We start from the raw sequence: 24414 nt of genomic DNA on the forward strand, positions 1-24414 counted from the left end.
ATATTGTATCATATTGAATTCTTTAGTTTATACATAATTTCACAAAGTTAAATGAAAGGAAAGATAAAAAATGAGCGTAACTGAACATAAAAAACAAGCGCCAAAAGAAGTGCGCTGCAAAATCGTAACGATTTCCGATACACGTACGGAAGAAACGGATAAGAGCGGACAACTATTACATGAATTGTTAAAAGAAGCGGGCCATACAGTGACCTCTTATGAAATTGTAAAAGATGATAAAGAAAGTATTCAGCAAGCAGTGTTAGCTGGTTATCATAAGGAAGATGTAGATGTTGTATTAACAAATGGCGGTACTGGTATTACGAAGCGCGATGTAACAATTGAAGCAGTGTCAGCTCTATTAGATAAAGAGATTGTCGGGTTTGGTGAACTGTTCCGCATGATTAGTTATTTAGAAGATATCGGAAGCAGCGCAATGTTAAGTAGAGCGATTGGTGGTACAATTGGGCGCAAAGTAGTTTTCTCGATGCCAGGATCGAGCGGGGCGGTTCGCCTTGCGATGAATAAATTAATTTTACCGGAATTAGGCCATATTACATTTGAGCTACATCGCCAATGAGTAAGTGGGCTGGAATTGTATTAGCGGGCGGTATGTCGAGTAGATTTGGTGAGCCGAAAGCGTTAGTGAGCTGGCAAGGTAGTACTTTTATTGAGCATATTTTGAAAGTGATGACAAGTGTGCTCCAAGAAGTTGTAGTCATTAGTCATTCTGATATAAAAGAGCGAGTAGAACAATTCGTACAAGTTCCTGTTATAGAAGATATCCCGCACTATAAAGGGAATGGACCGCTGGCCGGCATTGTATCAGGAATGGAATACATAGAAGCAGATTGGTATGCTATTATGCCTTGCGATGCGCCAAATGTTTCGCATGAATGGTTTACCATTTTACTGGAGCAAACGAGCAATGAATATGATGCGGTTGTACCTATTGTTAACGGAAGAAAACAACCGCTACTTGCAGCGTATCATAACCGCGTGAAAGAAAAGATTTATGCTTTACTTCAGGAAGAGAAAAGAAGTATGGGGCAGCTTTTATCACAATGTAATGTGAAGTATGTTTCTGGAGAAGATGTACAAGTGAATGCGGATTGGTTTATAAATGTAAATACGAAAGAAGAATATGTGCAGGCTCAAAAAGACCTTTCAAATGAATGAAAGGTTTTTTTGACATACAGAATTGGGGAACAATTGCTGTATAAAGGTATGTGAGTAAGTTGATTTTAAGGGGAATTCTTAAAATCATTATACAGTTAAAATACTGTATAACCATATATTAATTTTTATGGGTTTTTATTACAAGTCTGTTTAGTTATGTTTATTTTTGATATAATTAATATAGAAATAAAACAATGTTTAACCTTATGTATCATTTATTAAACTAAAGTTTATGACCATGTAATAAACTCCCTTCAAAAAACCGAAGGGAGTTTTTCCATTTAAGCAAGCAACTTTGATGCGTTATGCTGAAGGACTTCTTCATATTGGTTAAACAAGCCACGAAAGATCTCATCCCAGCTCTTTGATTTCGCAAAAGATGAAGCTTCTATTCCCATCTGCTCAAGTTTTTCTTCATTTTGCAATAAAGAATAAATGGATGATAGAAATGCGTCCTCATTTTTAGGTGGACAAAGAATTCCTGTTTTTCCATCTGTAATAATATTTTTAACCCCGCCACTATTTGCACCAATGACAGGTGTACCGCATGCGAGTGATTCAAGTACGACATTTCCGAATGTTTCAGTAGTTGATGGAAATACCATCATGTTAGAACAAGCATATGCTTCAGCTAAATCTGTACCTTGTAAATAGCCAGTAAAAGTAATATTTGTTTTCGGAACAGCTTCACGTAAACTTGTTGCTAGAGGACCGTCTCCTGCGATGAGCCAATGAATATCGTTTCGAGTATGTGCTGTTTTAACAATAAGGTGTTGCAGCGTATCAATATCTTTTTCAGGGGCAATTCGTCCAACATAGGAAAGGATATACTTCGCTGTAATATTATATTTTTTTCGGAATAGGTCTGTATTGTAAGCTGGATGAAAGAGTCTGCAATCTACACCACGTCCCCATATAGAGAGGGCCTGAAAGCCTTTGTTTTTTAATTGATGTAATGTTTCAAAGGAAGGTACAAAATTTTTTTGCATATGACTATGAAACCATTTTAAATAGTTCCAAAGCATATTGGAGAGGAATTCGATTTTGTAATAACGTAAATAGGCATCGAAATCAGTATGATAAGAACCGACAACTGGGATGTTTAACTTTTTTGCATAATACAATCCACAAAGTCCCATGTTGAAAGGTGTGGCAATGTGAATAATGTCAGGTTTAAAGGAAAGTAGTTCTCGTTTAATGCGCGGAGTAGGAAAAGAAAAACGACATTCTGGATATAATATTGTTAACGGGATACTTCTCATCTTATTCACATTCGCTACAAAATTATCTTCAGCTGTATGCTGAGGGGCGAAAACAGAATAGGCGATCTGTTCTTTCTGAAAATATCGTGTTAATCGCTCTAACGTTTTCGCAACCCCGTTAACTTGTGGCGTAAAAGTATCGGTAAAAATGGCGACTCTCATCATATCACTCCTTTATGTGAAAAGTGGGATGAATTGATAAAAAGAGATGATGCCAGAGCAAGTGCCAAGGCACATACCGACGAATACATCTGACGGATAGTGAAGTCCTAAATAAATACGTGAAATACCGACGCATAATGCTAACGGTAATAGGAAAGCAAGTAAGCTTGGGTTATAGCAAATAAATGGAATGAAGACAGAGAAAACGGCTGTTGTATGACCAGACGGGAAAGAGTGGTCTTTTAATGGATGGACTGGATATTTTGCATCCTGAATTGTTAAATAAGGACGTTTTCGTGGATACCATCTTTTTAATATTTGTACAGGAATATGGCTAATTGCTAAAGAAATAGCAGCTGCAATTGCTGCTTGGTGTAAAGTACCTTTTGCAAAAATTAAAAAGAAAAGTGTGAGTGCGATGGAGAAAGTCGCGCCACCGATATGAGTAATATTGCTGAAAAAGATATTTAATGTTTTTTGATCAAAGTAGCGATTAATTCCTTTGAAAATGTAACATTCTATTTTATATAATCCACTGACCTTCATGAAAATTCTCCTCCCTCGTTTACATATATATGGAGATATTAGCTTTTATTTTAATAAGATTTTGTTGAGGGAGTAATAATGTTTTGTAAAGAAAAAGTTAGTTTTTATATAAAAAAAGCTGCCAATCTTATGGCAGCGGAAATTTACTTCTGTAATGATTTATAATATTGACCTTTTTCAACGTATTGCGTGCGAATACGATCCATATCTTTACGGTCTTCTTCTGTTAATTCACGAATGACTTTCGCGGGACGACCGAAAGCTAACGTGTTTGGTGGAATTTTCTTTCCTTGTGAAACGAGGCTTCCAGCGCCGATAAAAGCTCCTTCGCCAATTTCAGCACCATCTAATATAATGGATCCCATTCCAATTAAAGCATCCTTTTTAATATGACAGCTATGTAAAATAACTTGATGCCCAACTGTAACATCATCTTCTAAAATAAGAGGATACTGAGGGCTTTGGTGGAGTGTACATTGATCTTGTACATTTACTCGGTCTCCAATGATCGTTGGTGACACATCACCACGGATGACTGTATTAAACCAAATACTTGATTCCTCGCCAACGTAAACATCGCCTGTAATCGTAACATAGTCAGCGATAAAAGCACTACTCGCAATTTTCGGTTTTTTTTCTTTGTAAGGATATATCATGTAAAGTCTTCCTTTCCTAGAGACTAGTTTTAGTGTATCAAATTATGAGAAAGAGTGAAATGGAGGAGAGCCGTATGTGGAATTATGAAGCGGAGGAAGCAAAGGCTGTCATTGTTATTGTGCACGGCGCAATGGAATATCACGGACGTTACGAAGCCGTTGCGGAAATGTGGAATCATATCGGCTACCACGTCGTGATGGGGGATCTTCCGTCACATGGAACGACTTCAAGAAATAGAGGACATATTGATTCATTTGATGAATACATAGAGGAAGTTAAACTATGGGTGAAAGAAGCAAGAAAGTATAGGTTACCTATTTTTCTATTCGGTCATAGTATGGGTGGTCTTATTGTCATTCGTATGATGCAAGAAACGAAGAGAGAAGATGTAGAGGGTATTATTTTGAGTTCGCCTTGTTTAGGGGTAGTGACTGGACCCTCTGCTCCGCTTCAATTTGCTTCAAAAATATTAAATGTTGTGGCTCCAAAATTGCAATTTGCAACGAATCTTACGGTGGAAATGTCAACACGTAACCACGAAGTGAGAGATGCAATGGAGAATGATTCTTTGTTCTTGCGCAAAGTATCAGTACGTTGGTATAGTGAATTGATTAAGTCTATCGAAATTGCTCATAAAAAAATAGATGATTTTCCAGATGTTCCGCTCTTGCTAATGCAAGCTTGTGAGGATAAACTTGTAGATAAAACACGTGTCCGCACTTGGTTTGATAATGTTAAAATAAGTGATAAGGCTTTTAAAGAATGGCCGAATTGTTATCACGAGTTATTAAATGAGTATGAGCGTGATGAAATTTTGAGTTATATTCAGTCATTTACTGAAATGCATGTCAATAATATAGTAAAAACAAACAAATAAATCATTATTTGTACATTTAATAGAGGAGATGAAGGAAGAAGTGAACGTACCGAGTAATCCCATAACGCTCATGGCGAAAGTATACCGTGATGTGTTTCCGGTTGTACACCATGAGCTAGCGATGTGGAAAGAGCGTGCCTACCATATTCCGAATGATGAGCTTCATAGTCAGGCAATCGCAAGTATTGAGCATAAAACGTTTCATTGTGAGGGCGGTGGCATTTTAGCTCTGCTAGCAAATGAACACCGAGAAGAATGTATTCGTTTTATCGTAGCGTATCAAACGATCAGCGACTATTTAGATAATTTATGTGATCGCAGTACATCACTTGATCCAAATGATTTTGCCGCACTGCATGAATCGATGTTAATGGCATTATCACCTGAAGTAGAAGGTGGCGGTAATTATTATCGTTATCGTGATGATCAAGATGATGGTGGTTATTTAGATGAACTTGTTGAAACATGCCAAGATGTTTTAAAGAAAACGAAGCACTATGACAAAATTGCTCCTGTTCTTCATGAACTTGCTTGTTATTATTGTGATTTGCAAATTCATAAACATGTGAAATTAGAAGAAAGAGAGCCGCGCCTGAAAAATTGGTTTGAAGCACATAAAGAAAACTTACCTGAGATGAGTTGGTTTGAATTTTCAGCATGTGCCGGTTCTACACTTGGAATTTTCTGTCTTGTAGCATATGCATTTCATGATGAATTACATGATGAAGATATTGCGAAAATTAGACAAGGGTACTTCCCTTACGTACAAGGACTTCATATCTTACTTGATTATTTCATTGATCAAGAAGAAGACCGCGCCGGCGGGGATTTGAATTTCTGTAGTTATTATGAAAACGAGCAAGCAATATTAGATCGTATGAAACACTTTGTAGAAGAAGCAGAGAAGAGCATTGGTGATTTGCCTCATGCGAAGTTTCATCGCCTTATAAGCCGAGGATTACTTGGTATTTATTTATCAGATCAAAAAGTATCAGCACAAAAGAATATGCACAAAATGGCACGGCGCATTGTAAAGTACGGAGGCCTCACTTCACGATTCTTCTATTGGAACGGGAAGATGTACCGAAAGAAAACAGCGCAGTGATGAAGAAAACCACTCATGTAGAGTGGTTTTTTTTGTTATAATATGGTGAAAGCGGTGGTGGAAATGAAGCGATTGTTTCAAAAGCTATATGACAATATTGAAGTAACATTACTTGTGCTACTTTCCATTTCATTTGTAACTGGAATGTATATGATGATGAATAAAACCGGCGGTCCTACAACGATGGATTATGTAGCTCAAATTATCATTGCATTGATTATTATAGTAGATATTGTTTTTTTAATAAGTGGTAGAAAAAAAGAGAACAGTAAATAAAAAGCATTTGTACACGATGGTACAAATGCTTTTTCATTATGATCGTATTTTTGAAAATACATATATAAGAAGTTCAATCGCTAAAATAACTAAAACAGATAGTCCAAATAAAGGCATGACAGCGCCTAGTATTACCATCATGATAAAGAAAACGAATATACTTTTCTTATCTCTTTGTTTTGGAGGTGCTGCTAATTTTCCTTGCGGCTTTCTTGCTAACCACATTTTTATTCCGTAATAAATGAGAAGTAGTAGAGATAATGTCGTTAGTAAGCATAATATTTTATTTGGCCATCCGAATAAATGTCCTTCATGAAGCGGGATACCGTAAGTGAACCATTGTGCAAGTAATCCATAATCACGATAGTCCGTTTTTGAAATGAGCTCCCCGCTATATTGGTCAAAGTAAGCTGTTATCTCTTCATTTGGTGCAACATGCATACCTGTAATACCAGAACCGCTCGATTTCGAAACAGTGAATACACCTTTCGGATCAGCTGGTAGTGAAATAACATATGGCTTCTTTATTTCAATTCCTTTTTGTAATTCATCGACAGAAATTGCTTTCGGTTCATTTGAATTTGATTCAGGCGGAGCTTCTTTTCTTGTTGCCCACGGCAATTCTTTTACCTTTGATTCAGGCGGAGCCATGTACAATTTTGGATATCCGAGTGATTCATTTGACGATGCGATTTTATAAATTTGGTTCCCCATAAATCCTGACCATGGCAATCCAGATGCGATTAGCAGAAAGAGAGGAATTGTAAATATAATACCGATAATAGAATGACGTCTTTTTGCTTTTTCTCGCTTATTGGATGATGGTGTGTTTTTGAATTGTCGTATACTCATGTACAATCCGGTTACGATTAAAAAGATTGTCCAGCATGCCGCAAGTTCTACAGTATAGTTTACGACAGTGCCACCAACTAAAAGAGAACTATGTAATTCCCTCATTATATTGGCAAACGTTTCACTTGCATTTTGATCCCCAACAATTTGATTATTGCTGTCTAAATACACATATTTTTGTTGCCCAGTATACTCATTTGCAATGGTAAGTCTCGTATTATAATCCCCATTAAACTCACTAATTTTCGCCACGCTATAATGTGGATATTTTTTCTCTGTTAAGGAAATAGAATCAGACATCGAAATAGATTCTGTTTGAGCACTCTTCCCAAAATATAAATCTTTATAGATGAAATCTTCAACTTCCTCCCGAAATAAATACCCAATTCCGCTCAGTGACAACGTAATAAGAAGCGGCGTAATAAAAAGCCCAGCATAAAAATGCCAACGCCAAAAAATGTAATGAAGCGAACGATTTACTTTCATACTTTCAGTTCCCCTAACCTTCCCTATATGAATAACTACTTATTTAATATAGCGAGATTAAGTGTGATTACTTTGAAAGAATTGTGAAGAAAGTTAAAAGTTTTTAGGATGATTTTCATAAAACATAAAACACATTTCAAAAGGGATGTTTTCTATGTTTATGAAGATTTCTTTGTATTTGATAGATACATCCTAACAACCGCTTTCGCAAGACATTGAGAAGAATCAACAAAATTCTCACTAGCCGCTACAACATTCAAATCAGTACATGCGATAATTGCGGTATCTACTTCATCCTTCAACTGCACAACGAGCGCGCTCCATAATTTGCGAGCTTTTTCAACTTCCCCGCTTTTAATATACGTAATAATTTGATTAATCATCGTTTGCCATTTTTCATAATGAATGTATTCTATATTCCGTTTTGCAATCCCGTCTTGATAAATACCGGCTTGAACAGTTGCTTCTGTTGCGAGAAGAGCGACTCTTTTTGTATTTTCAGGAATTGATTGTAACGTTTCATCGACTATATTTAAAATCGGGATAGAAAGCGAACGCTGTAATTCTTCAAAATAAAGATGCGCCGTATTGCACGGCATAGCGATAAAGCTTACGCCAGTACTTTCAAGTTTTTGTGCTCCTTCAATAATTGCTTTTTTCATCGCTTCGTGATCAATAGGGCGATCCATGTAAAACGGTGTTGGGCACGAATAGATCATCATATGAGGAAAGTCCATATCATACTTTGCTCCGTATATTGTTTGGCACCTTGCTACAACTGTATTGACGAATGGCCCAGTTGATTTTGGTCCCATTCCTGCTAGTATTCCGATCATTGTTTCGTCTCCTTTAATATGTAATTAAAAACGTTTTTTGCGAACGATAAAAAGAAATAAGGTAAATAATAAAAATGAATATACGATAGCCCAAGCTGTGAGCCATAGTGTGTGAGTCAGTATATTATAGTTATATTGTCCAAGCATGAGAAAGCTTTCGACAGGTGGTAAAAACCATAGTAACTCTTTTTTAAATTGGATAGAAGCAATCGTTATAAGCAATATGAATGTAAGGCTAAGCCAAGCAGTGCTTGCTTTTTGAATTATATTTCTAGTAAATAATGTTGCGATTGAAATTCCTAGTATAGAGAAAGACATGTGAGCGAGAAATCCGACTAGAAATAAAGAAACTGTTATTTTTTCATTAAACATTTGCAAAATAATGGGATAGATTACGGATATAAAAGATAACACAGTACAAATGAGAAGAGCTGTAATATATTTACCAACATATAGTGCGGAAATATTATTTGTGTGAGAAATAGTAATTTGCTCTTGTATAGGGTCTTCCGTATGAAAAATTGTGATTGTAATCCAGGCAGATAATAAATAAAGCGCAAGTGCTGTTTCTAAATATGTCGGTACAATAGGAGTCGGTTTATATGTATATACAAAAAGTAAGCTCACAAAGTACATCGCAATAGGAGGGACGTACTTATACGATTTTGTATAGTCGAGAAAATGGTAACGAATAAGCGCGAACATAATAAACCTTCTTTCGATTTAAAAATTAGGTTGTAGCAGTGTGATAGATGCTTTTTTATGTAATAAAAACTGAAGCATGTCGTTTGTATATTCTTTTTCAATTTGTAATTGAATAAGGTTTTGATTTGAATTGTGTGTAACGTGTATAAAACCGGATTGCTTTTGTAGTTCTATCGCTGAAAATGTGTCGTGAACGATTGCTTCAATATAGACTTGTTCTGCCTCTTTTTGTACAAAAGTATCTGCTGTGATTGTATGATTTGTTAACGTCACAATTCTATCGGCGAAGTTTTCTAATAGTTGTTTTTCGTGACATGTGAAGAGTATAGATATGCCTTGTTGTTTTAATGAGAGTAAAATATGTTCTAATTCTTGCTGGGAGTTAGGATCGAGCCCAGAAAGCGGTTCGTCTAAAATTAATAAATGGACGTCTGTAAGTAATGCTTGCATAATACCGGTTTTTTGTTTCATACCTTTTGAAAAGTTTCGTACAACGGAATGTCTTGCATGATGTAGGTGAAAAGATTCAAGGAGCATCGGAATTTTATCTTTTACATATTTTGTTGATAAACCGTGAATGTGGCCGAGATGATATAAATAATCCTCTAATGTAAAACGAATCCCTTCAGGAAAATGTTCAGGTACATAGCCAATTTGTATATGTTTTTTTCTTTGAAGTGCCCCTGCCGTAGGTGAAATAAAGCCTGCAATTATTTTGAGTAGAGTACTTTTTCCAGTCCCGTTCCCGCCAACAATGGCGAGCGCTTCTCCTTCTGGAATGGATAAATCAATGTTGTCTAGTATAAGTGATTTGCCATACTTCTTTTGAATTCCTCTTAGTTCTACTAGCAAAGTTCTATCCTTCTTTCTTCAAATATTGTATATATCCATTATATAGGAGAATAACAAAAAGACGTGCAGTGAGTGCACGTCTTTTTTTGTTATGTTTTGTCGAACAATCGATATATCCGAGAAATCGTTGATATATTACTCCGCATTAACGGGCAGTAAAACTCCCACCTTAAAATTCGCCTGGAGCAAAGAGGTTAGGTGGGAGATAAACTGCCCATAAATGCCCGATTGGTTCAACTAATAATCAGTGGGGATGCCCCCACTGATTAAAGTTTCACTTTATCGCTTCTCAATCGCCACAATAAATGGCGGGTTATTTTGTTGATTAATGAAGCCATATCGCAGTACGTGTGCTTGTTTTTGGTCTAGTTCTTCGGCAAATGTAAGTACAGCGTCGCGTTCTACTTGTCCTTCTGGGTGTCCGTGGTAAATAACAAGGACGATGATACCTTCAGGTGCCATTACTTCTAATAATTGTTCGATCGCTGAGATTGTTGAGTTCGGTTTTGTAACGATATGCTTGTCTCCGCCTGGAAGGTAACCTAAGTTGAAGATTGCGCCTGTTACTTTTCCTTTTGCATCTTCTGGTAATACGGATAGAAGAGTATCGTGACTATCGTGAACTAAAACAGTACGTTCGAAAAGTTTTTTTTCTTTTAGACGAGTTGTTGAGCTTTCAATTGCCTCTTTTTGAATATCAAATCCAAATACTTTTCCGTTATCTCCAACGATTTCAGCTAAGAAGCAAGTGTCATGGCCGTTTCCTAAAGTTGCATCTACAGCGTAATCGCCTTCTTTTACTGCTGTTTGCAAGAGAGTGCGAGCAAACGGTAATACACGTTCTAATTTCATTTTTGTTTCTCCTCATTTGCATATTTTCCTTGCCAGCTTCCGCGGCGTACAAATTCTGCATCAATGGAATTTAATACTTCCCATTTATTTAAGCTCCACATTGGACCAATCATTAAATCAGGCGGACCGTCACCTGTGATGCGGTGCACAATTACGTCTTCTGGAATCATTTCAAGTTGGTCAACAACGAGACTTACGTAATCCTCAAGAGAAAGGAACTCGAGTTGTCCTTTTTCATATTGCTTCACCATTGGCGTTCCTTTTAATAAGTGAAGTAAGTGGATTTTAATTCCTTGTACATCAAGCTTCGCTACTTCACGAGCTGTTTCCATCATCATGTCGTAATCTTCAAGTGGAAGGCCGTTAATAATATGAGAACAAACTTTAATGCCGTGCTTACGTAATTTATTTACACCTTCAACGTAAGAAGGATAATCGTGAGCACGATTAATAAGATTTGCAGTACGTTCATGGACGGTTTGTAGTCCGAGTTCAACCCAAAGGTAAGTGCGTTTATTTAAGTCCGCTAAATATTCAACAACATCGTCCGGTAAACAATCTGGACGAGTCGCAATAGAAAGACCGACAACGTCTTTTTCTGCTAGAAGCGGTTCGAATTTTTCTTTTAACACTTCAAGTGGTGCATGTGTATTTGTGTACGCCTGGAAATAAGCGATACATTTTCCATCTTTCCACTTTGAGCGCATTTTTTCTTTCATTTCATGATATTGCGTTATAACATCATCGCGGCGATCGCCAGCGAAGTCACCAGATCCAGCAGCACTGCAAAATGTACAACCGCCATAAGCAACTGTACCGTCACGGTTCGGGCAATCAAAGCCAGCATCTAATGAAACTTTAAAGATTTTTTCACCAAATTCATTTCGTAAATGATAATTCCATGTATGATAACGTTTATTGTCGTTTGTATATGGAAAAGGGTTTTGAACCTTCATTACTTTCCCTCCTAAGCCGAGTCAAAATGAAACAAAATCCATTATAACATACTCATAAGGTTCAGATGGAAGGGACACACTAAAGGGGAATTGAAGCAAGGAGGGACAATTATGGCAGAGCGTCAATCACTTGAATCGTATATTACACAAGCGGAACAAGCGGTGGAATATGCGAAAGAACAATTAGATCTTGGTATGAGACAAGAGCATTATAATACGATGGAGTATTCGGATGCACAGTTACAATTAGAACAAGCGTATAACGATTTACAAACGATGCAACAACATGCAAATGATGAGCAACGTGAGCAATTAAATAGAGCACGTATGGCAATTCGCCAATTGCAACATCAAATGATTATTACACCGCACTAATAAGGAGTGAATGTAATGGCGAAACGTTCAGATCAAAATAACCCAGAACAAAAAACGCAAAATGGACATAACGCTGAGTTTTCGAATGAACTTGATCCGATTGTTCAAGTAAAACAGCGTAATAGTAAAAAAGGACAACCTCAAAAATCGAAACAATCAGAGTAGACCAGGTCGCAATATGACCTGGTTTTATTTTGCAATATGACAATAATGTAAGATTCCTGTAAGGTTTGTCGATAGTTGTGAGCAGCTTTCTCCAGTAGAGTAAGAAAGGATTAAGTTTTATACAAGGAGTTGCTTTATGGGGAACAATATTATAAACAAGCGAATTGATGAGTTAGATTACATTCGTGGCTTTGCATTACTAGGGATTATTTTAGTAAATATTCTCGCACTACTTAACATTAAAATTCCAGATCCTAGCACAGTGGATGCTAGCTATCAAAGATTTTTATACTTATTTGTAGAAGGTCGTTTCTTCTCAATCTTCTCATTCTTATTTGGAGTGGGATTTTATATCTTTATTTCAAGAGCGATTGCGAAAGGGAAAAATGGCTATGTTTTATTTTTACGCCGCTTAGTTGCACTATTTATTTTTGGTTTAATTCATCAAATGTTTCAGCCTGGAGAAGCACTAGCGTTATACGCAATTTGCGGGTTAATCGTTTTACCGTTTTATAAAGCGAAAAAAGAAGTGAACCTAGTACTAGGACTTATTTTGACAATTGCCTTCAGTGTAATGGGAGTTAAAGAACTATTACCACTTGGTTTAATTTTATTAGGACTTGCTGCAGGACAATATCGTGTATTTGAAAACCTTGCGCAAAATATAAAGAAAGTCGCTATTTTTACAGGTATTATGTTTGTTTTAAGTGTCATAGCTGTATGGTATCAATATGGGTACGTTCCTGCTAATCCATTTGTGAACATGATACTTATGAATGAGGATGGGACAATGGATGCCGCAAGTCAATTTTTAAAAATTGGCGTTACAGTTGGACCAATTATTTCAGCTTTCTATGTTGGAGCATTAATTTTACTACTTCAATTAAAACCAGTTCAAACATTGTTAGCACCACTGAAATATTATGGCCGCATGGCTTTAACGAATTATATTGGACAAACTGCAATGATTTTAATCGCAGGAAGTGTATTTAACTTTGCAGAAAACTTAACGTACATGCAGACTTTATATGTGTGTATTGCAATTTATGCAATTCAAATTGTATTTAGCGTAATTTGGATGAAAATCTTTAAAATGGGTCCATTAGAATGGATTTGGCGAGTTGTTACGTATTGGACGGTAACACCTTTAAAGAAATAGAGAGAGAAATGGGCTATTCCTTTTTTATGGAGCAGCCTATTTTTATTTTCAGCTTTTGTAGTTGCGCCGATATATTTGAAAAATCACTGATATAATTTCATTTACCGATTCAATATGTCACTAATATTCAAAGTAGTAAAAGCCAAACTTACATGCCCACCTTCTTTATATTACAAAAGTGTAAGGTAAATGTAATGTTAACAAATAGCAGTTCACTTCCAAAAGGCGCAAAATAGGTAATGGAAAAACAAGCGTAGGAGGATATATATGACGAAACCAGTTGTAGACGTAAAAAACGTCCAAAAAGTGTACGGTAAAAAAGGTGAGAACCAATCACATGCGTTAAAAGGTGTTTCATTCTCAATTCAAGAGGGTGAGTTTGTAGGGATTATGGGACCATCTGGTTCTGGTAAAACGACATTATTAAACGTAATTTCAACACTTGATAAAGCAACGGGCGGCGTTGTTGAAATTGCGGGTACGGATATTACGAAAATGAAGCAAGGTGAGCTTTCTGATTTCCGTTCACAAAAATTAGGATTCATCTTCCAAGATTTTAATTTGTTAGAAAACTTATCTATTTATGAAAACATTGCACTTCCACTTTCCTTGCAAGGTGTTCCATCACGTAACATTGGACCAAAAGTCGAGAAAGTAGCGGATATGTTAGGAATTACAGAAATACTTCAAAAGTACCCATCTGAAGTATCTGGTGGGCAAAAGCAGCGTTCGGCAGCAGCGCGTGCTTTAGTGCATGAGCCTGCAATTATTTTAGGGGACGAGCCAACAGGAGCGCTTGATTCTAAAAATGCAACGAGTTTACTTGATGCGATGACAAACTTAAATAAAGATCAAGGCGTATCTATTATGATGGTTACACATGATCCATACAGTGCAAGTTACTGTCAGCGTATTTTATTCATTCAAGATGGTGAGCTATATAAAGAAATTCACCGCGGTGGTACACGTGAAGAGTTTTATAAAGAAATTTTAGATGTGCTTGCGGACTTAGGCACACAAAAAGCGTAAGAAAGGAGGTTCTAGAGCATGTTATTCAAACTTTCCATGTCAGGACTAAAGAGTAAGCTAAAAGATTACATCGTCTTACTTGTTGGTCTTGTCATGTCGATTTCAATCTTTTATATGTTTCAAACGTTAGCACTAAATGAATCATTTCTTGAATCTAATTCAGTGATTAAATCAATCGGATTTGTATTCCAAGCAGGTTCATTTTTACTAGCAATCATAACGTTCTTCTATATTTTATATGCGAACTCTTTCTTACTATCTCTTCGTCAAAAAGAGTTTGGTATGTATATGATGTTAGGAGCAAAAAAGCATAAAGTTACATTACTTATGTTTATTGAAACAATCGTATTAGGCGCTGCGTCTCTTGCAATCGGTATTACAGTTGGTGTAGGACTTGCAGAAGGTATCGGTCAATTATTAATGAAACAATTAGAATTTGCTGGTGAAGGCTATAAAGCATTTTATCTGCCATCTATGACTGTTACTTGTATCTTCTTCTTTGCACTATTTGTACTATCAGCAATTATGAACAGTATTAAGTTATCACGTATTTCTGTATTGCAACTTGTACATGCAGATGCACAAACAGAACGTGTTGCGGTAAAAGGAAAAATGACAGGCTTAGTTGCATTCCTTGCGGTTATTTTATTAGGAATTGGCTATGCATCAATGATTTACATGGAAAAACTAAGAGAAATGGGAATCCTTATTGCATTAATTACAACAACAGCTGGTACTTACATGTTATTTGGATCACTTCTTCCAGTTATTATTAAAAAGTTAAAAAGTAATAAAAAGCGTAGTGAAAAAGGACTTAACGCTTTTACATTTGCACAATTAAATTTCCGTATTAATAGCTTAACGAAAGTACTTGCAACAGTAGCGATGTTAGTTGCTCTTGGAGCTGGTGCGATTTCAGGTGGTATGGCGTTTAAAAATAACGTTATAAAAATGGTTGATGGTTTAGTAATCTATGATTCAGTAGTTCATAATCCGACAGCTGAAGAAAAGAAAATTTTAGACGGTATTACATTTAAAGAGAAAAGTGAATATCGTTACAAAGTAGATGATAAATACGTTTACTATGTAAAAGAAGATTTAGAGAAAAATCGTCCTTTAGTAAAAGATATGGAAAATATGAAGTCGATGAAGGATTTAGTAAATACGAAGAAGGCTTCACAGGAATTACCAGTAGGCGCAGTTTCTAGAGAAATGAATGAAAAAGATGCGAACGCTAAAGAACTTCCAGAAGAATGGGTCGATGCTTTTAGCACAATTCATCCATATTATATATATGAAGATCATGCAATTAAAATTGTAGATCAAAAAATGTACGATGGGATAAGTGGTAAAGAAGGTATAGCATTTATCGGAAAAGCAGATGATTTCTTAACATATACAAAAGAATGGAAAAAACTTGACGAGTTGCAATTAGATAAATATAAAAATGTAACAGCTGAAAGAATGAACAGTAAATATCAATCTTACGACATGTTCTATGGTGTTGCGAGCGGAACAGTATTTATGGGCTTCTTCCTTGGAATTGCTTTCTTAGCAATGATGGCAAGTTGTTTAATGTTCAAAATTCTTTCTGGTGCCTCAAAAGATATTACGCGTTATCAAATGCTTCGTAAAATCGGGGTACGCCGTGAATTATTAACAAAATCAATTTATAAAGAGTTATTCTTAGTATTCTTATTCCCAGCAATTGTAGGTATTGCTCACGTATTAGTTGGTATGAATATTTTCGGATTTATTTTACTTGATCCGTACTTCCGTATTTGGGTACCAATCGTAATTTTCGTAGTTATTTACACGATTTATTACCTTATTACAGTTCAATTGTATAAAGGAATTGTTCTTCCGAAAGAAGATTAATAATAAAAACCGAGCAAAAACGCTCGGTTTTTATTATTTTCAGAAAAAACACTTTAATGTTACTGAAATATATAATATAATGCAAGTAAGTAACTTTATATAAAAGTAGAAGTAGCTGTATAAGGAAAGGAGGAATCCAATCTGTAGAAAGAAGCTAAGCTTTTATCCCCACATTTTTTACCGCAACGTATTTATACAATCGTAAGTTTCCACATTGAAAGTTTTCAGAACCACCTGAGTATATTGTGAAAATAATGGATAACACATGGAAATCTCATAGCATGATAAGGTAAAATGGACAACATAATGAGAAAATTACCGTTCATAAGATGAGGAGAATACATGTATGGAAGTTGTAGAGGCATTAAAAGATATAAGCCAAATTGAGGCTATGAAAAAATATTTAAAAGAGCACTCCCAGCGAGATTATCTTTTATTTGTTATTGGAATTAACACAGGATTAAAAATTACAGAATTACTTAGCATGAAATTTGAAGATGTATTAAATGAAGATGGGACTGTTAAAGAGTTTTATACTCTTCCTGTGAAAGATGAAAAATTCAAACAAGATATTTATTTAAATACAAAAGTAAAAGAAGCGCTTTTAGATTACGTACAATCTATTGGCATTAAAAGAGAAAATTACGTATTTCAATCTAATAAAACGCCAAATTCAATTACGCGCCAACAAGCGTATCGTGTAATTCATAATGCTGCAGAAGCAGTTGGAGTTGTTGGTAAGATCGGAACGAATTCAATGCGAAAAACGTTCGGATTTCATGCGTACAAAAGAGGGATAGCGATTGCGCTGTTACAAAAACATTTTCATCACGCGACTCCATCAGAGACGCTAAAGTATTTAGGTATTTCAAAGGATGAGACCTTTAAAACGGAGATTGATGTCGATTTATAAAAGCCGTAACTAAAAGAATTAGGAGGCGGAAAATATGAATATTAGAGAGAGTGAACTGCCGGGTATTGGATGTAAGTTTGAAGTGATTACAAAAGGTAATGAAAAGATGGTTATCGTTATTCATGATGATGGCCGAAGAGAAATGTACCATTTTGATGCTGATCATGAGGAGAGTATTTCAAGCGTCTCTCTTCGTGATTCCGAAGCGAGACAAATTGCAGCTATATTGGGCGGAATGGTATATAGACCACAAGCTTTAGATACGATTGAAATGGCCTTTGAAGGATTATCAATTGAGTGGTTTAAGGTGGAAAATAATGCACCAGTCGTACAAAAAACAATTGGTAGTTTACATGTCCGAAACACATATAACGTAACGATTATTGCCATTTTGAAAAAGAATATGAAGAAGTTCTTTAATCCAGGCCCAGATTCTATCATTGAAGCTGGCGATATGCTCGTACTATCAGGTGAAAGACATGAAGTAAAAAGAATTATTAATGAGTTGCTTTCAGTAGGAGGGGATTCATAATCGATGGATACTTTAATCTTTGAAGTTGGGACTGCGTTAGTATTAGTCGCTTTTGCAGCTATTCTCGCTGCAAAGTTAAAGTTCTCGATTATTCCGTTTCTCATTATCCTCGGTATGCTAGTGGGGCCACATGCGCCAGATTTAGGGCTTATCGATTTAAGATTTATTGAAAGCGGAGAAGTTATTTCCTTCCTCGGCCGTGTTGGCGTTATATTCCTCTTATTCTATTTAGGCTTAGAATTCTCAATTAAAAAATTAATTAAATCAGGAAAATCAATTGCTTTTGGGGGAACTGTTCATATATCGCTTAATTTTATATTAGGTTTACTTTACGGATATATAATGGGTTTCCCCTTATTAGAAACATTAATTATTGCTGGGATTATAACAATTTCATCGAGTGCAATTGTTGCGAAAGTAATTGTTGATTTAAGAAGATCTGGTAATAAAGAGACGGAGCTAATTTTAGGAATCATTATGTTTGATGATATCTTTTTAGCCGTATATTTATCAGTCGTTTCAGGATTAGTACTCGGAGGGGCAACGTCACTTGTAGGGGCTCTTACATCTATTTTAATCGCAGTAGGGTATATGCTACTATTCTTTGTAGTTGCTAGAAAAGCTACACGATTTTTAAATAAAATGTTAGATATTTCGTCCAATGAAATTTTTATTATCGTAATATTCGCTATTTTGTTCTTTGTAGCAGGATTTTCAGAAACGATTCATGTCGCGGAGGCGATTGGAGCATTATTATTGGGGCTCGTCTTTTCTGAAACAGAGCATAGTGATCGAATTGAACAGCTCGTTGTTCCGTTTCGTGATTTCTTTGGAGCTATATTCTTTTTCAGCTTCGGTTTAAGTATAGACCCATTTTCACTTGGAGGAGCAGTGTGGTTGGCATTAGGAGCAGTTTTTATTACTCTTATCGGTAATTTTACTGCTGGAATGGTTGCGGGGCGTAAAGCTGGGTTATCGCATAAGGCTTCTACGAATATCGGTTTAACACTTGTATCACGCGGAGAATTTTCCATTATCGTCGCGAATATTGGAATCGCGGGCGGCTTAATGGCAGCGATTAAACCGTTCTCTGCTTTATATGTTTTAATATTGGCATCGTTAGGACCTTTGTTAACGAAAGAATCTGGGAGAATATATTCCTTATTAGATAAAATATTTAAATGGAGCGCTAAAGAAAGTGCGAAGCGAGAAAAGGAAGTTGGATAGTATAAAGAGGCTGCATGAACTTCATGCAGCCTCTTTATACATTGTTACTGTTGTCATTTTTTGTCGGTAAGTCGATATATTTTAATAATCGCTGATATAATCCAAGAAGCAATCAATATAATTTCATTTACCGCAAAACCATTATCTGAATTTCATCAACTATTAATCAGTTGCCTTCCTATTTAAAAACGACTACAATTTTACTGTTATATATATGAACGAAAAAAATAGAATAGGAGGGGAAACTATGCCAAGGAAAGTATGGCTATTAGTAGCTGGGATGATTATTAATGTCACGGGTGCTTCTTTTTTATGGCCTTTTAATACAATTTATTTGCATGATCACCTAGGAAAATCTTTATCTGTGGCCGGAATGGTATTAATGATCAATTCGCTTACTGGTGTAATCGGAAACTTGCTCGGCGGTGTTTTATTTGATAAATGGGGCGGTTATAAATCAACTTTAGTAGGGATTGTGATTACACTTGTATCGATTTTAGGTCTTGTGTTCTTCCACGGTTGGCCGTTATATGTTGTATGGCTAGCGTTAATCGGCTTCGGTTCTGGAATGGTCTTCCCATCGATGTATGCGATGGTTGGTACGGTTTGGCCAGAAGGCGGAAGACGGGCATTTAATGCGATGTACGTTGGACAAAATGTTGGTATTGCGATCGGAACAGCATGTGGTGGATTAGTTGCATCGTATCGTTTTGATTATATTTTCTTAGCGAATTTTATTTTATACTTTGTTTTCTTTTTAATTGCTTTTATTGGATTCCGCGGTATGGAAGACAAGAAAGAGCCAGGAGTGCAAAAAGAAGTCGAAACGAAAAAAGGGTGGTCACTTACACCTGGATTTAAAGCACTTCTTATCGTGTGTGTAGCATATGCTTTATGCTGGGTTACATACGTACAGTGGCAAGGAGCGATTGCAACACATATGCAAGAATTGAATATTAGCCTTCGTCACTATAGTTTACTATGGACGATAAACGGAGCGATGATTGTTTGTGCGCAACCACTTGTTAGTATGCTAATTCGTTGGATGAAGCGTTCTTTAAAACAACAAATTATGATTGGAATCTTCATTTTTGCGGCGTCATTCATTGTGTTAAGTCAAGCGCAGCAATTTACGATGTTCCTCGTTGCGATGGTAACATTAACAATTGGTGAGTTATTTGTATGGCCTGCGGTTCCAACGATTGCAAATATACTTGCACCAAAAGATAAATTAGGATTTTATCAAGGTGTCGTAAATAGTGCGGCGACTGTAGGGAAAATGTTCGGACCGGTCGTTGGCGGAGCAATCGTGGATTTATACAATATGGAAGTATTGTTTATAGCAATCATGGTAATGCTTGTAGTAGCGCTTATAGCAACGAGCATTTATGATAAACGAGTAAAAGTAGAAGAAACAGTTAAAGAAAAAATTGCAGTTTAGTTTGACGGAACATGTAACATGTTTTAGAATATATTTAAATAAAACAACCTTTAGAACAAGGGAGATAGCTCGGCTGTCTTAAGATGAATTCGTTAGTTATTAAGAGTAACGATTAACCGAGAAGTCCTCGCTTTAAGTAAGCTCTTAAGAGATACTAGGTGAAGGATAGTTCACTTAACTTATATGTGTAATAACAGTGAGAAGGAGTAGTAGTAATAGAAGCTGGTTTAGAGAGTTGACGGTCGGTGCAAGTCAATCCACGTTTCGTTATGAACTCGCCTTTGAGTTGCAGTTGTGAAACTAATAGTAGCAATTGCCGTTAATCCACGTTACGGATCTAAGCGAATGTATATTTGTACATTAATTTAGGGTGGTACCGCGGGAATCTATAACCTCTCGTCCCTTTCTAGGGATGAGAGGTTTTTTGTATTTTGGGCGGTGAAAATAAATAGAATTTTAAGGAGGGTATCTCATGAGCTTTAATCATCAAGAAATTGAGAAGAAGTGGCAAGGGTACTGGGAAGAGAATAAAACATTCCGTACGCCAGATGAGACAGAAAAACCAAAATTTTATGCACTAGATATGTTCCCATATCCATCAGGTGCAGGTCTACACGTAGGACATCCAGAAGGTTATACAGCGACAGATATTTTATCTCGTATGAAGCGTATGCAAGGATATAACGTTCTTCATCCAATGGGATGGGATGCATTCGGTCTTCCAGCAGAACAATATGCACTTGATACTGGAAACAGCCCAGCTGAATTTACAGAGCATAATATTAATACATTCCGTAATCAAATTAAATCATTAGGTTTCTCTTACGATTGGGACCGTGAAGTAAATACAACAGATCCAAACTACTACAAGTGGACACAATGGATTTTCCTAAAATTATTTGAAAAAGGCTTAGCTTACGTTGATGAAGTACCTGTAAACTGGTGCCCAGCACTTGGTACAGTACTTGCAAACGAAGAGATCATCGATGGTAAGAGTGAGCGCGGTGGACATCCAGTTGAACGTCGTCCGATGAGACAGTGGATGTTAAAAATTACAGCTTACGGAGATCGTCTATTAGAAGATCTAGATGAGCTTGATTGGCCAGAAAGCTTAAAAGATATGCAACGTAACTGGATCGGTCGTTCTGAAGGTGCAGAAGTACACTTCAACATCGATGGTACAGACGAGAAGTTCACAGTTTTCACAACGCGTCCTGATACATTATTCGGTGCAAGCTACTGTGTACTTGCTCCGGAACATGCACTTGTTGCTGATATTACAACTGCTGAACAAAAAGAAGCGGTAGAAGCTTACATTAATTCTGTAAAAATGAAGAGTGACCTAGAGCGTACAGAACTTGCGAAAGAGAAAACTGGTGTATTCACTGGTGCTTACGCAGTTAACCCAGTAAATGGTGAGAAATTACCAATCTGGATCGCGGATTACGTTCTTGCAACTTACGGAACAGGTGCTGTAATGGCAGTTCCAGCTCATGATGAGCGTGACTATGAATTCGCATCAACGTTCAATCTTCCAATGAAGGAAGTTGTAAAAGGCGGAGACATTACGAAAGAAGCATACACAGGTGATGGTGCACACGTAAACTCAGCATTCCTTGATGGATTAAATAAAGAAGAAGCAATCGCAAAAATGATTGAATGGCTTGAAGCAACGAGTGCAGGAAATCAAAAAGTAACGTACCGTCTACGTGACTGGTTATTCAGCCGTCAACGTTACTGGGGTGAACCAATTCCAGTAATTCACTGGGAAGATGGTACAATGACAGCTGTGAAAGAAGAGGAATTACCATTAGTTCTTCCGAAAACAGAAAACATCCGTCCTTCAGGTACAGGTGAATCACCACTTGCTAACATTGACGAGTGGGTAAATGTTGTTGATCCTGAGACTGGTAAAAAAGGTCGTCGTGAAACGAACACAATGCCGCAATGGGCTGGTAGCTGCTGGTACTACCTACGTTACATCGATCCAAACAATAGCGAAGCACTTGTAGATCCTGAAAAAGTAAAACAATGGCTTCCAGTTGATATTTATATCGGTGGTGCAGAACATGCCGTACTTCACTTACTATATGCTCGTTTCTGGCATAAAGTATTATACGATATCGGTGTAGTTCCAACGAAAGAGCCATTCCAACAATTATTCAACCAAGGTATGATTCTAGGTGAAAACAACGAGAAAATGAGTAAATCAAAAGGTAACGTTGTAAATCCTGATGATATCGTAGCAAGCCACGGTGCAGATACACTTCGTCTATACGAAATGTTCATGGGACCATTAGATGCTTCAATTGCTTGGTCTGAAAATGGTCTTGACGGAGCTCGTCGTTTCCTAGACCGCGTATGGCGTCTATTCGTTCAAGATAACGGTGAATTAAGTGAGAAAATTACTGACGCACCAAATAAAGAGCTTGAAAAAGCTTACCATCAAACAGTGAAGAAAGTAACAGAAGACTATGCAGAGCTTCGCTTCAACACAGCGATTTCTCAAATGATGGTATTCATCAACGATGCATACAAAGCTGAAACACTTCCGAGAGAATATGTAGAAGGTTTCGTAAAAATGATTGCACCAGTTGCACCTCATATCGGGGAAGAGCTATGGAGCAAACTTGGATACAATGAAACAATCACATATGCAAGCTGGCCAACATTTGATGAGTCTAAACTTGTAGAAGATGAAGTTGAAATTGTTGTTCAAGTTATGGGTAAAGTTCGCGCAAAACTAACAATGAGTAAAGACGCATCAAAAGAAGAAATGGAACAACTTGCACTTGAAGCAATTCAAGACCAAATTGAAGGGAAAACAGTTCGTAAAGTAATTGTTGTTCCTGGAAAACTTGTTAATGTTGTTGCAAATTAATTTATTCTAAATAAAAGCTCAGAGTATGTATACTCTGAGCTTTTTTGTGTAGAAAATAATCTCTGGATCACCCTAGTCTAAGTTTTCAATTATTCCAATACGTACAAATAAAAGAGCGGAATTCCAATACAGACAAACACCTATTTTTCTATAGGAAATATGATAAAAAAGGTAGGCTAAATTGAGTAGAAGAGGTGAAAGGGATGAAAGGGATGGACAATAATGCACCACATGGCTTTTTCGGAGGTGGATCGGATAGTTATGAACAAATGATGTTAATGGGAGGCGGACAACAAGGATATGGCGGAATTCCGAGCTGGATGGGTGGAACACCTGGAGGATTTTCCACATCAGTAGCTGGAGCACAAACTGGAATTCCAACATTAACAGGAGGATTTCCATCATCAGTAGCTGGAGTGCAAACAGGAATCCCAACATTTGTAGGCGGAGCAGCGGGAGGAGTACCAGTAGGCGTACCAACTACATTCCCATCTTTCGTTGGAGGAGTAGGTGGTTATCCACAAGGTTTTTACGGTCACCATGGCCACCACGACGGTCATCATGGACACCATCATCAAGGTCACCATGGCCATCATGGACACCATGGCCATCATGGACACCATGGCCATCATGGACACCATGGCCATCATGGACACCATCACCACCACGGCCACCATGGCCATCATGGACACCATGGCCATCATGGACACCATGGCCATCATGGACACCATAACCACCAAGGACACCATGGCCATCATGGACACCATCACCACCAAGGTCACCACGGTCATCATGGACATCATCAACAACAAGTACATCACCACGGCCACCATCATATACATCCGCAGGCTGTCCTTTATCAAATTCATCAAGATCACCATGGCCACCACGGCCACCAAGGTCACCACGGTCATCATGGACACCATCACCACCAAGGTCACCACGGTCATCATGGACATCATCAACAACAAGTACATCATCACGGCCATCAAGGCCACCACGGTCACCAAGGTCAACATGGTCATCAAGGTTACCAAGGCCAACAACACCAACAATACCAACAGTATCAACAACAACAATCTTCTCCTTGGACAGGTGGAATTGGAGCAGGAGGAGCGGGGGCAGCAGCAGGAGCGGCTAGCATTAGTGGAGCTGCAGGACATGCGGGACACGTGGGTCATTAATGATTGCCAGAAAAAAAGACATAATAA

At 37.1% G+C, this 24414-nt stretch carries 25 protein-coding genes and 1 other annotated feature; of the genes, 16 read left to right on the plus strand and 9 right to left on the minus strand.

Annotated features, from left to right (window positions below):
• Positions 1-70 precede the first annotated feature (70 nt).
• Both ACS2QP_RS14765 and ACS2QP_RS14770 read left to right on the plus strand, forming a co-directional pair.
• On the plus strand, positions 71-580 hold the full coding sequence (locus ACS2QP_RS14765; RefSeq protein ID WP_000117130.1) for a MogA/MoaB family molybdenum cofactor biosynthesis protein: 510 nt from the start codon (positions 71-73) through the stop codon (positions 578-580).
• Positions 577-1179, plus strand: coding sequence for a molybdenum cofactor guanylyltransferase (locus ACS2QP_RS14770; protein ID WP_088349366.1), 603 nt, complete (start codon positions 577-579; stop codon positions 1177-1179). The genes ACS2QP_RS14765 and ACS2QP_RS14770 overlap by 4 nt, the downstream gene beginning before the upstream one ends.
• A 281-nt stretch (positions 1180-1460) precedes the next feature.
• On the opposite strand, the gene ACS2QP_RS14775 is transcribed toward ACS2QP_RS14770, so the two are convergent.
• The 3 genes from ACS2QP_RS14775 to ACS2QP_RS14785 form a co-directional block, all read right to left on the minus strand.
• Complete coding sequence (locus ACS2QP_RS14775) at positions 1461-2603, minus strand: glycosyltransferase family 4 protein (RefSeq protein ID WP_438882556.1); 1143 nt, start codon at positions 2601-2603, stop codon at positions 1461-1463.
• Positions 2604-2615: 12 nt separating this feature from the next.
• Positions 2616-3149, minus strand: coding sequence for a phosphatase PAP2 family protein (locus ACS2QP_RS14780; RefSeq protein WP_000868578.1), 534 nt, complete (start codon positions 3147-3149; stop codon positions 2616-2618).
• Between the two features lie 143 nt (positions 3150-3292).
• Positions 3293-3805 carry a gamma carbonic anhydrase gene (locus tag ACS2QP_RS14785; RefSeq protein WP_017674390.1) on the minus strand — a complete coding sequence of 171 codons (513 nt, stop codon included), beginning with the start codon at positions 3803-3805 and terminating at the stop codon, positions 3293-3295.
• A 74-nt stretch (positions 3806-3879) separates the two neighbouring features.
• Between ACS2QP_RS14785 and ACS2QP_RS14790 the strand changes: the two genes are divergently transcribed.
• Genes ACS2QP_RS14790 through ACS2QP_RS14800 form a run of 3 tightly spaced genes read left to right on the plus strand, consistent with a single transcriptional unit; the run spans position 3880 to position 6064 of the window.
• Positions 3880-4683 carry an alpha/beta hydrolase gene (locus ACS2QP_RS14790; protein ID WP_000267421.1) on the plus strand — a complete coding sequence of 268 codons (804 nt, stop codon included), beginning with the start codon at positions 3880-3882 and terminating at the stop codon, positions 4681-4683.
• Positions 4684-4723: 40 nt separating this feature from the next.
• A complete protein-coding gene (locus ACS2QP_RS14795) occupies positions 4724-5788 on the plus strand; it encodes a tetraprenyl-beta-curcumene synthase family protein (RefSeq protein ID WP_001102460.1) in 1065 nt (354 codons plus the stop codon).
• A gap of 42 nt (positions 5789-5830) precedes the next feature.
• On the plus strand, positions 5831-6064 hold the full coding sequence (locus ACS2QP_RS14800) for a hypothetical protein (protein WP_128809335.1): 234 nt from the start codon (positions 5831-5833) through the stop codon (positions 6062-6064).
• 36 nt (positions 6065-6100) lie between these two features.
• Here ACS2QP_RS14800 and ACS2QP_RS14805 read toward each other — a convergent pair whose 3' ends face one another.
• The 6 genes from ACS2QP_RS14805 to ACS2QP_RS14830 form a co-directional block, all read right to left on the minus strand.
• Positions 6101-7402 carry a PepSY-associated TM helix domain-containing protein gene (locus ACS2QP_RS14805; protein ID WP_224201025.1) on the minus strand — a complete coding sequence of 434 codons (1302 nt, stop codon included), beginning with the start codon at positions 7400-7402 and terminating at the stop codon, positions 6101-6103.
• Positions 7403-7560: 158 nt separating this feature from the next.
• Positions 7561-8238, minus strand: a complete 678-nt coding sequence (locus tag ACS2QP_RS14810) for an aspartate/glutamate racemase family protein (protein WP_438882557.1) — start codon at positions 8236-8238, stop codon at positions 7561-7563.
• A 24-nt stretch (positions 8239-8262) separates the two neighbouring features.
• Positions 8263-8943: an ABC transporter permease gene (locus tag ACS2QP_RS14815; protein ID WP_438882558.1), complete on the minus strand. Its 681-nt coding sequence runs from the start codon at positions 8941-8943 to the stop codon at positions 8263-8265.
• A gap of 18 nt (positions 8944-8961) precedes the next feature.
• Positions 8962-9795 (minus strand): ABC transporter ATP-binding protein, encoded by an 834-nt coding sequence (locus ACS2QP_RS14820; RefSeq protein WP_224201027.1) that lies wholly within the window; start codon positions 9793-9795, stop codon positions 8962-8964.
• A 279-nt stretch (positions 9796-10074) separates the two neighbouring features.
• Positions 10075-10647 (minus strand): class I SAM-dependent methyltransferase, encoded by a 573-nt coding sequence (locus ACS2QP_RS14825; protein WP_029443458.1) that lies wholly within the window; start codon positions 10645-10647, stop codon positions 10075-10077.
• Positions 10644-11603, minus strand: a complete 960-nt coding sequence (locus tag ACS2QP_RS14830; protein ID WP_000868031.1) for a TIGR01212 family radical SAM protein — start codon at positions 11601-11603, stop codon at positions 10644-10646. Before ACS2QP_RS14830 ends, ACS2QP_RS14825 begins: the two co-directional genes overlap by 4 nt.
• Before the next feature lie 111 nt (positions 11604-11714).
• Between ACS2QP_RS14830 and ACS2QP_RS14835 the strand changes: the two genes are divergently transcribed.
• The 11 genes from ACS2QP_RS14835 to ACS2QP_RS14885 all read left to right on the plus strand — a co-directional run bounded on the left by ACS2QP_RS14835 (position 11715) and on the right by ACS2QP_RS14885 (position 24387).
• Positions 11715-11978, plus strand: coding sequence for a YtzC family protein (locus ACS2QP_RS14835; RefSeq protein ID WP_000840865.1), 264 nt, complete (start codon positions 11715-11717; stop codon positions 11976-11978).
• 15 nt (positions 11979-11993) lie between these two features.
• Positions 11994-12143, plus strand: a complete 150-nt coding sequence (locus tag ACS2QP_RS14840) for a hypothetical protein (protein WP_001129340.1) — start codon at positions 11994-11996, stop codon at positions 12141-12143.
• A gap of 136 nt (positions 12144-12279) precedes the next feature.
• Positions 12280-13302, plus strand: a complete 1023-nt coding sequence (locus ACS2QP_RS14845) for a DUF418 domain-containing protein (RefSeq protein WP_438882559.1) — start codon at positions 12280-12282, stop codon at positions 13300-13302.
• Positions 13303-13569: 267 nt separating this feature from the next.
• The gene (locus ACS2QP_RS14850; protein WP_000165844.1) at positions 13570-14331 is read left to right on the plus strand and encodes an ABC transporter ATP-binding protein; all 762 of its coding nucleotides are present in this window, start codon (positions 13570-13572) and stop codon (positions 14329-14331) included.
• Between the two features lie 18 nt (positions 14332-14349).
• The gene (locus ACS2QP_RS14855; RefSeq protein ID WP_438882560.1) at positions 14350-16209 is read left to right on the plus strand and encodes an FtsX-like permease family protein; all 1860 of its coding nucleotides are present in this window, start codon (positions 14350-14352) and stop codon (positions 16207-16209) included.
• Positions 16210-16555: 346 nt separating this feature from the next.
• Positions 16556-17122 carry a tyrosine-type recombinase/integrase gene (locus ACS2QP_RS14860; RefSeq protein ID WP_000454209.1) on the plus strand — a complete coding sequence of 189 codons (567 nt, stop codon included), beginning with the start codon at positions 16556-16558 and terminating at the stop codon, positions 17120-17122.
• A 34-nt stretch (positions 17123-17156) separates the two neighbouring features.
• On the plus strand, positions 17157-17654 hold the full coding sequence (locus ACS2QP_RS14865) for a cation:proton antiporter regulatory subunit (RefSeq protein WP_001026053.1): 498 nt from the start codon (positions 17157-17159) through the stop codon (positions 17652-17654).
• 3 nt (positions 17655-17657) lie between these two features.
• Entirely contained in the window at positions 17658-18881 is a 1224-nt protein-coding gene (locus tag ACS2QP_RS14870) for a cation:proton antiporter (protein ID WP_438882561.1), read from the plus strand.
• Between the two features lie 247 nt (positions 18882-19128).
• On the plus strand, positions 19129-20322 hold the full coding sequence (locus tag ACS2QP_RS14875) for an MDR family MFS transporter (protein WP_001137562.1): 1194 nt from the start codon (positions 19129-19131) through the stop codon (positions 20320-20322).
• Between the two features lie 187 nt (positions 20323-20509).
• Positions 20510-20729 (plus strand) — a binding site (T-box leader).
• Between the two features lie 65 nt (positions 20730-20794).
• Positions 20795-23203 (plus strand): leucine--tRNA ligase, encoded by a 2409-nt coding sequence (gene leuS, locus ACS2QP_RS14880; protein ID WP_000009453.1) that lies wholly within the window; start codon positions 20795-20797, stop codon positions 23201-23203.
• A 203-nt stretch (positions 23204-23406) separates the two neighbouring features.
• Positions 23407-24387: a hypothetical protein gene (locus ACS2QP_RS14885; protein WP_438882562.1), complete on the plus strand. Its 981-nt coding sequence runs from the start codon at positions 23407-23409 to the stop codon at positions 24385-24387.
• The last annotated feature ends 27 nt before the right edge of the window (positions 24388-24414 follow it).

The organism is Bacillus cereus group sp. Bce019 (assembly GCF_051781745.1).
GTDB classification, from domain to species: Bacteria; Bacillota; Bacilli; order Bacillales; family Bacillaceae_G; genus Bacillus_A; species Bacillus_A cereus.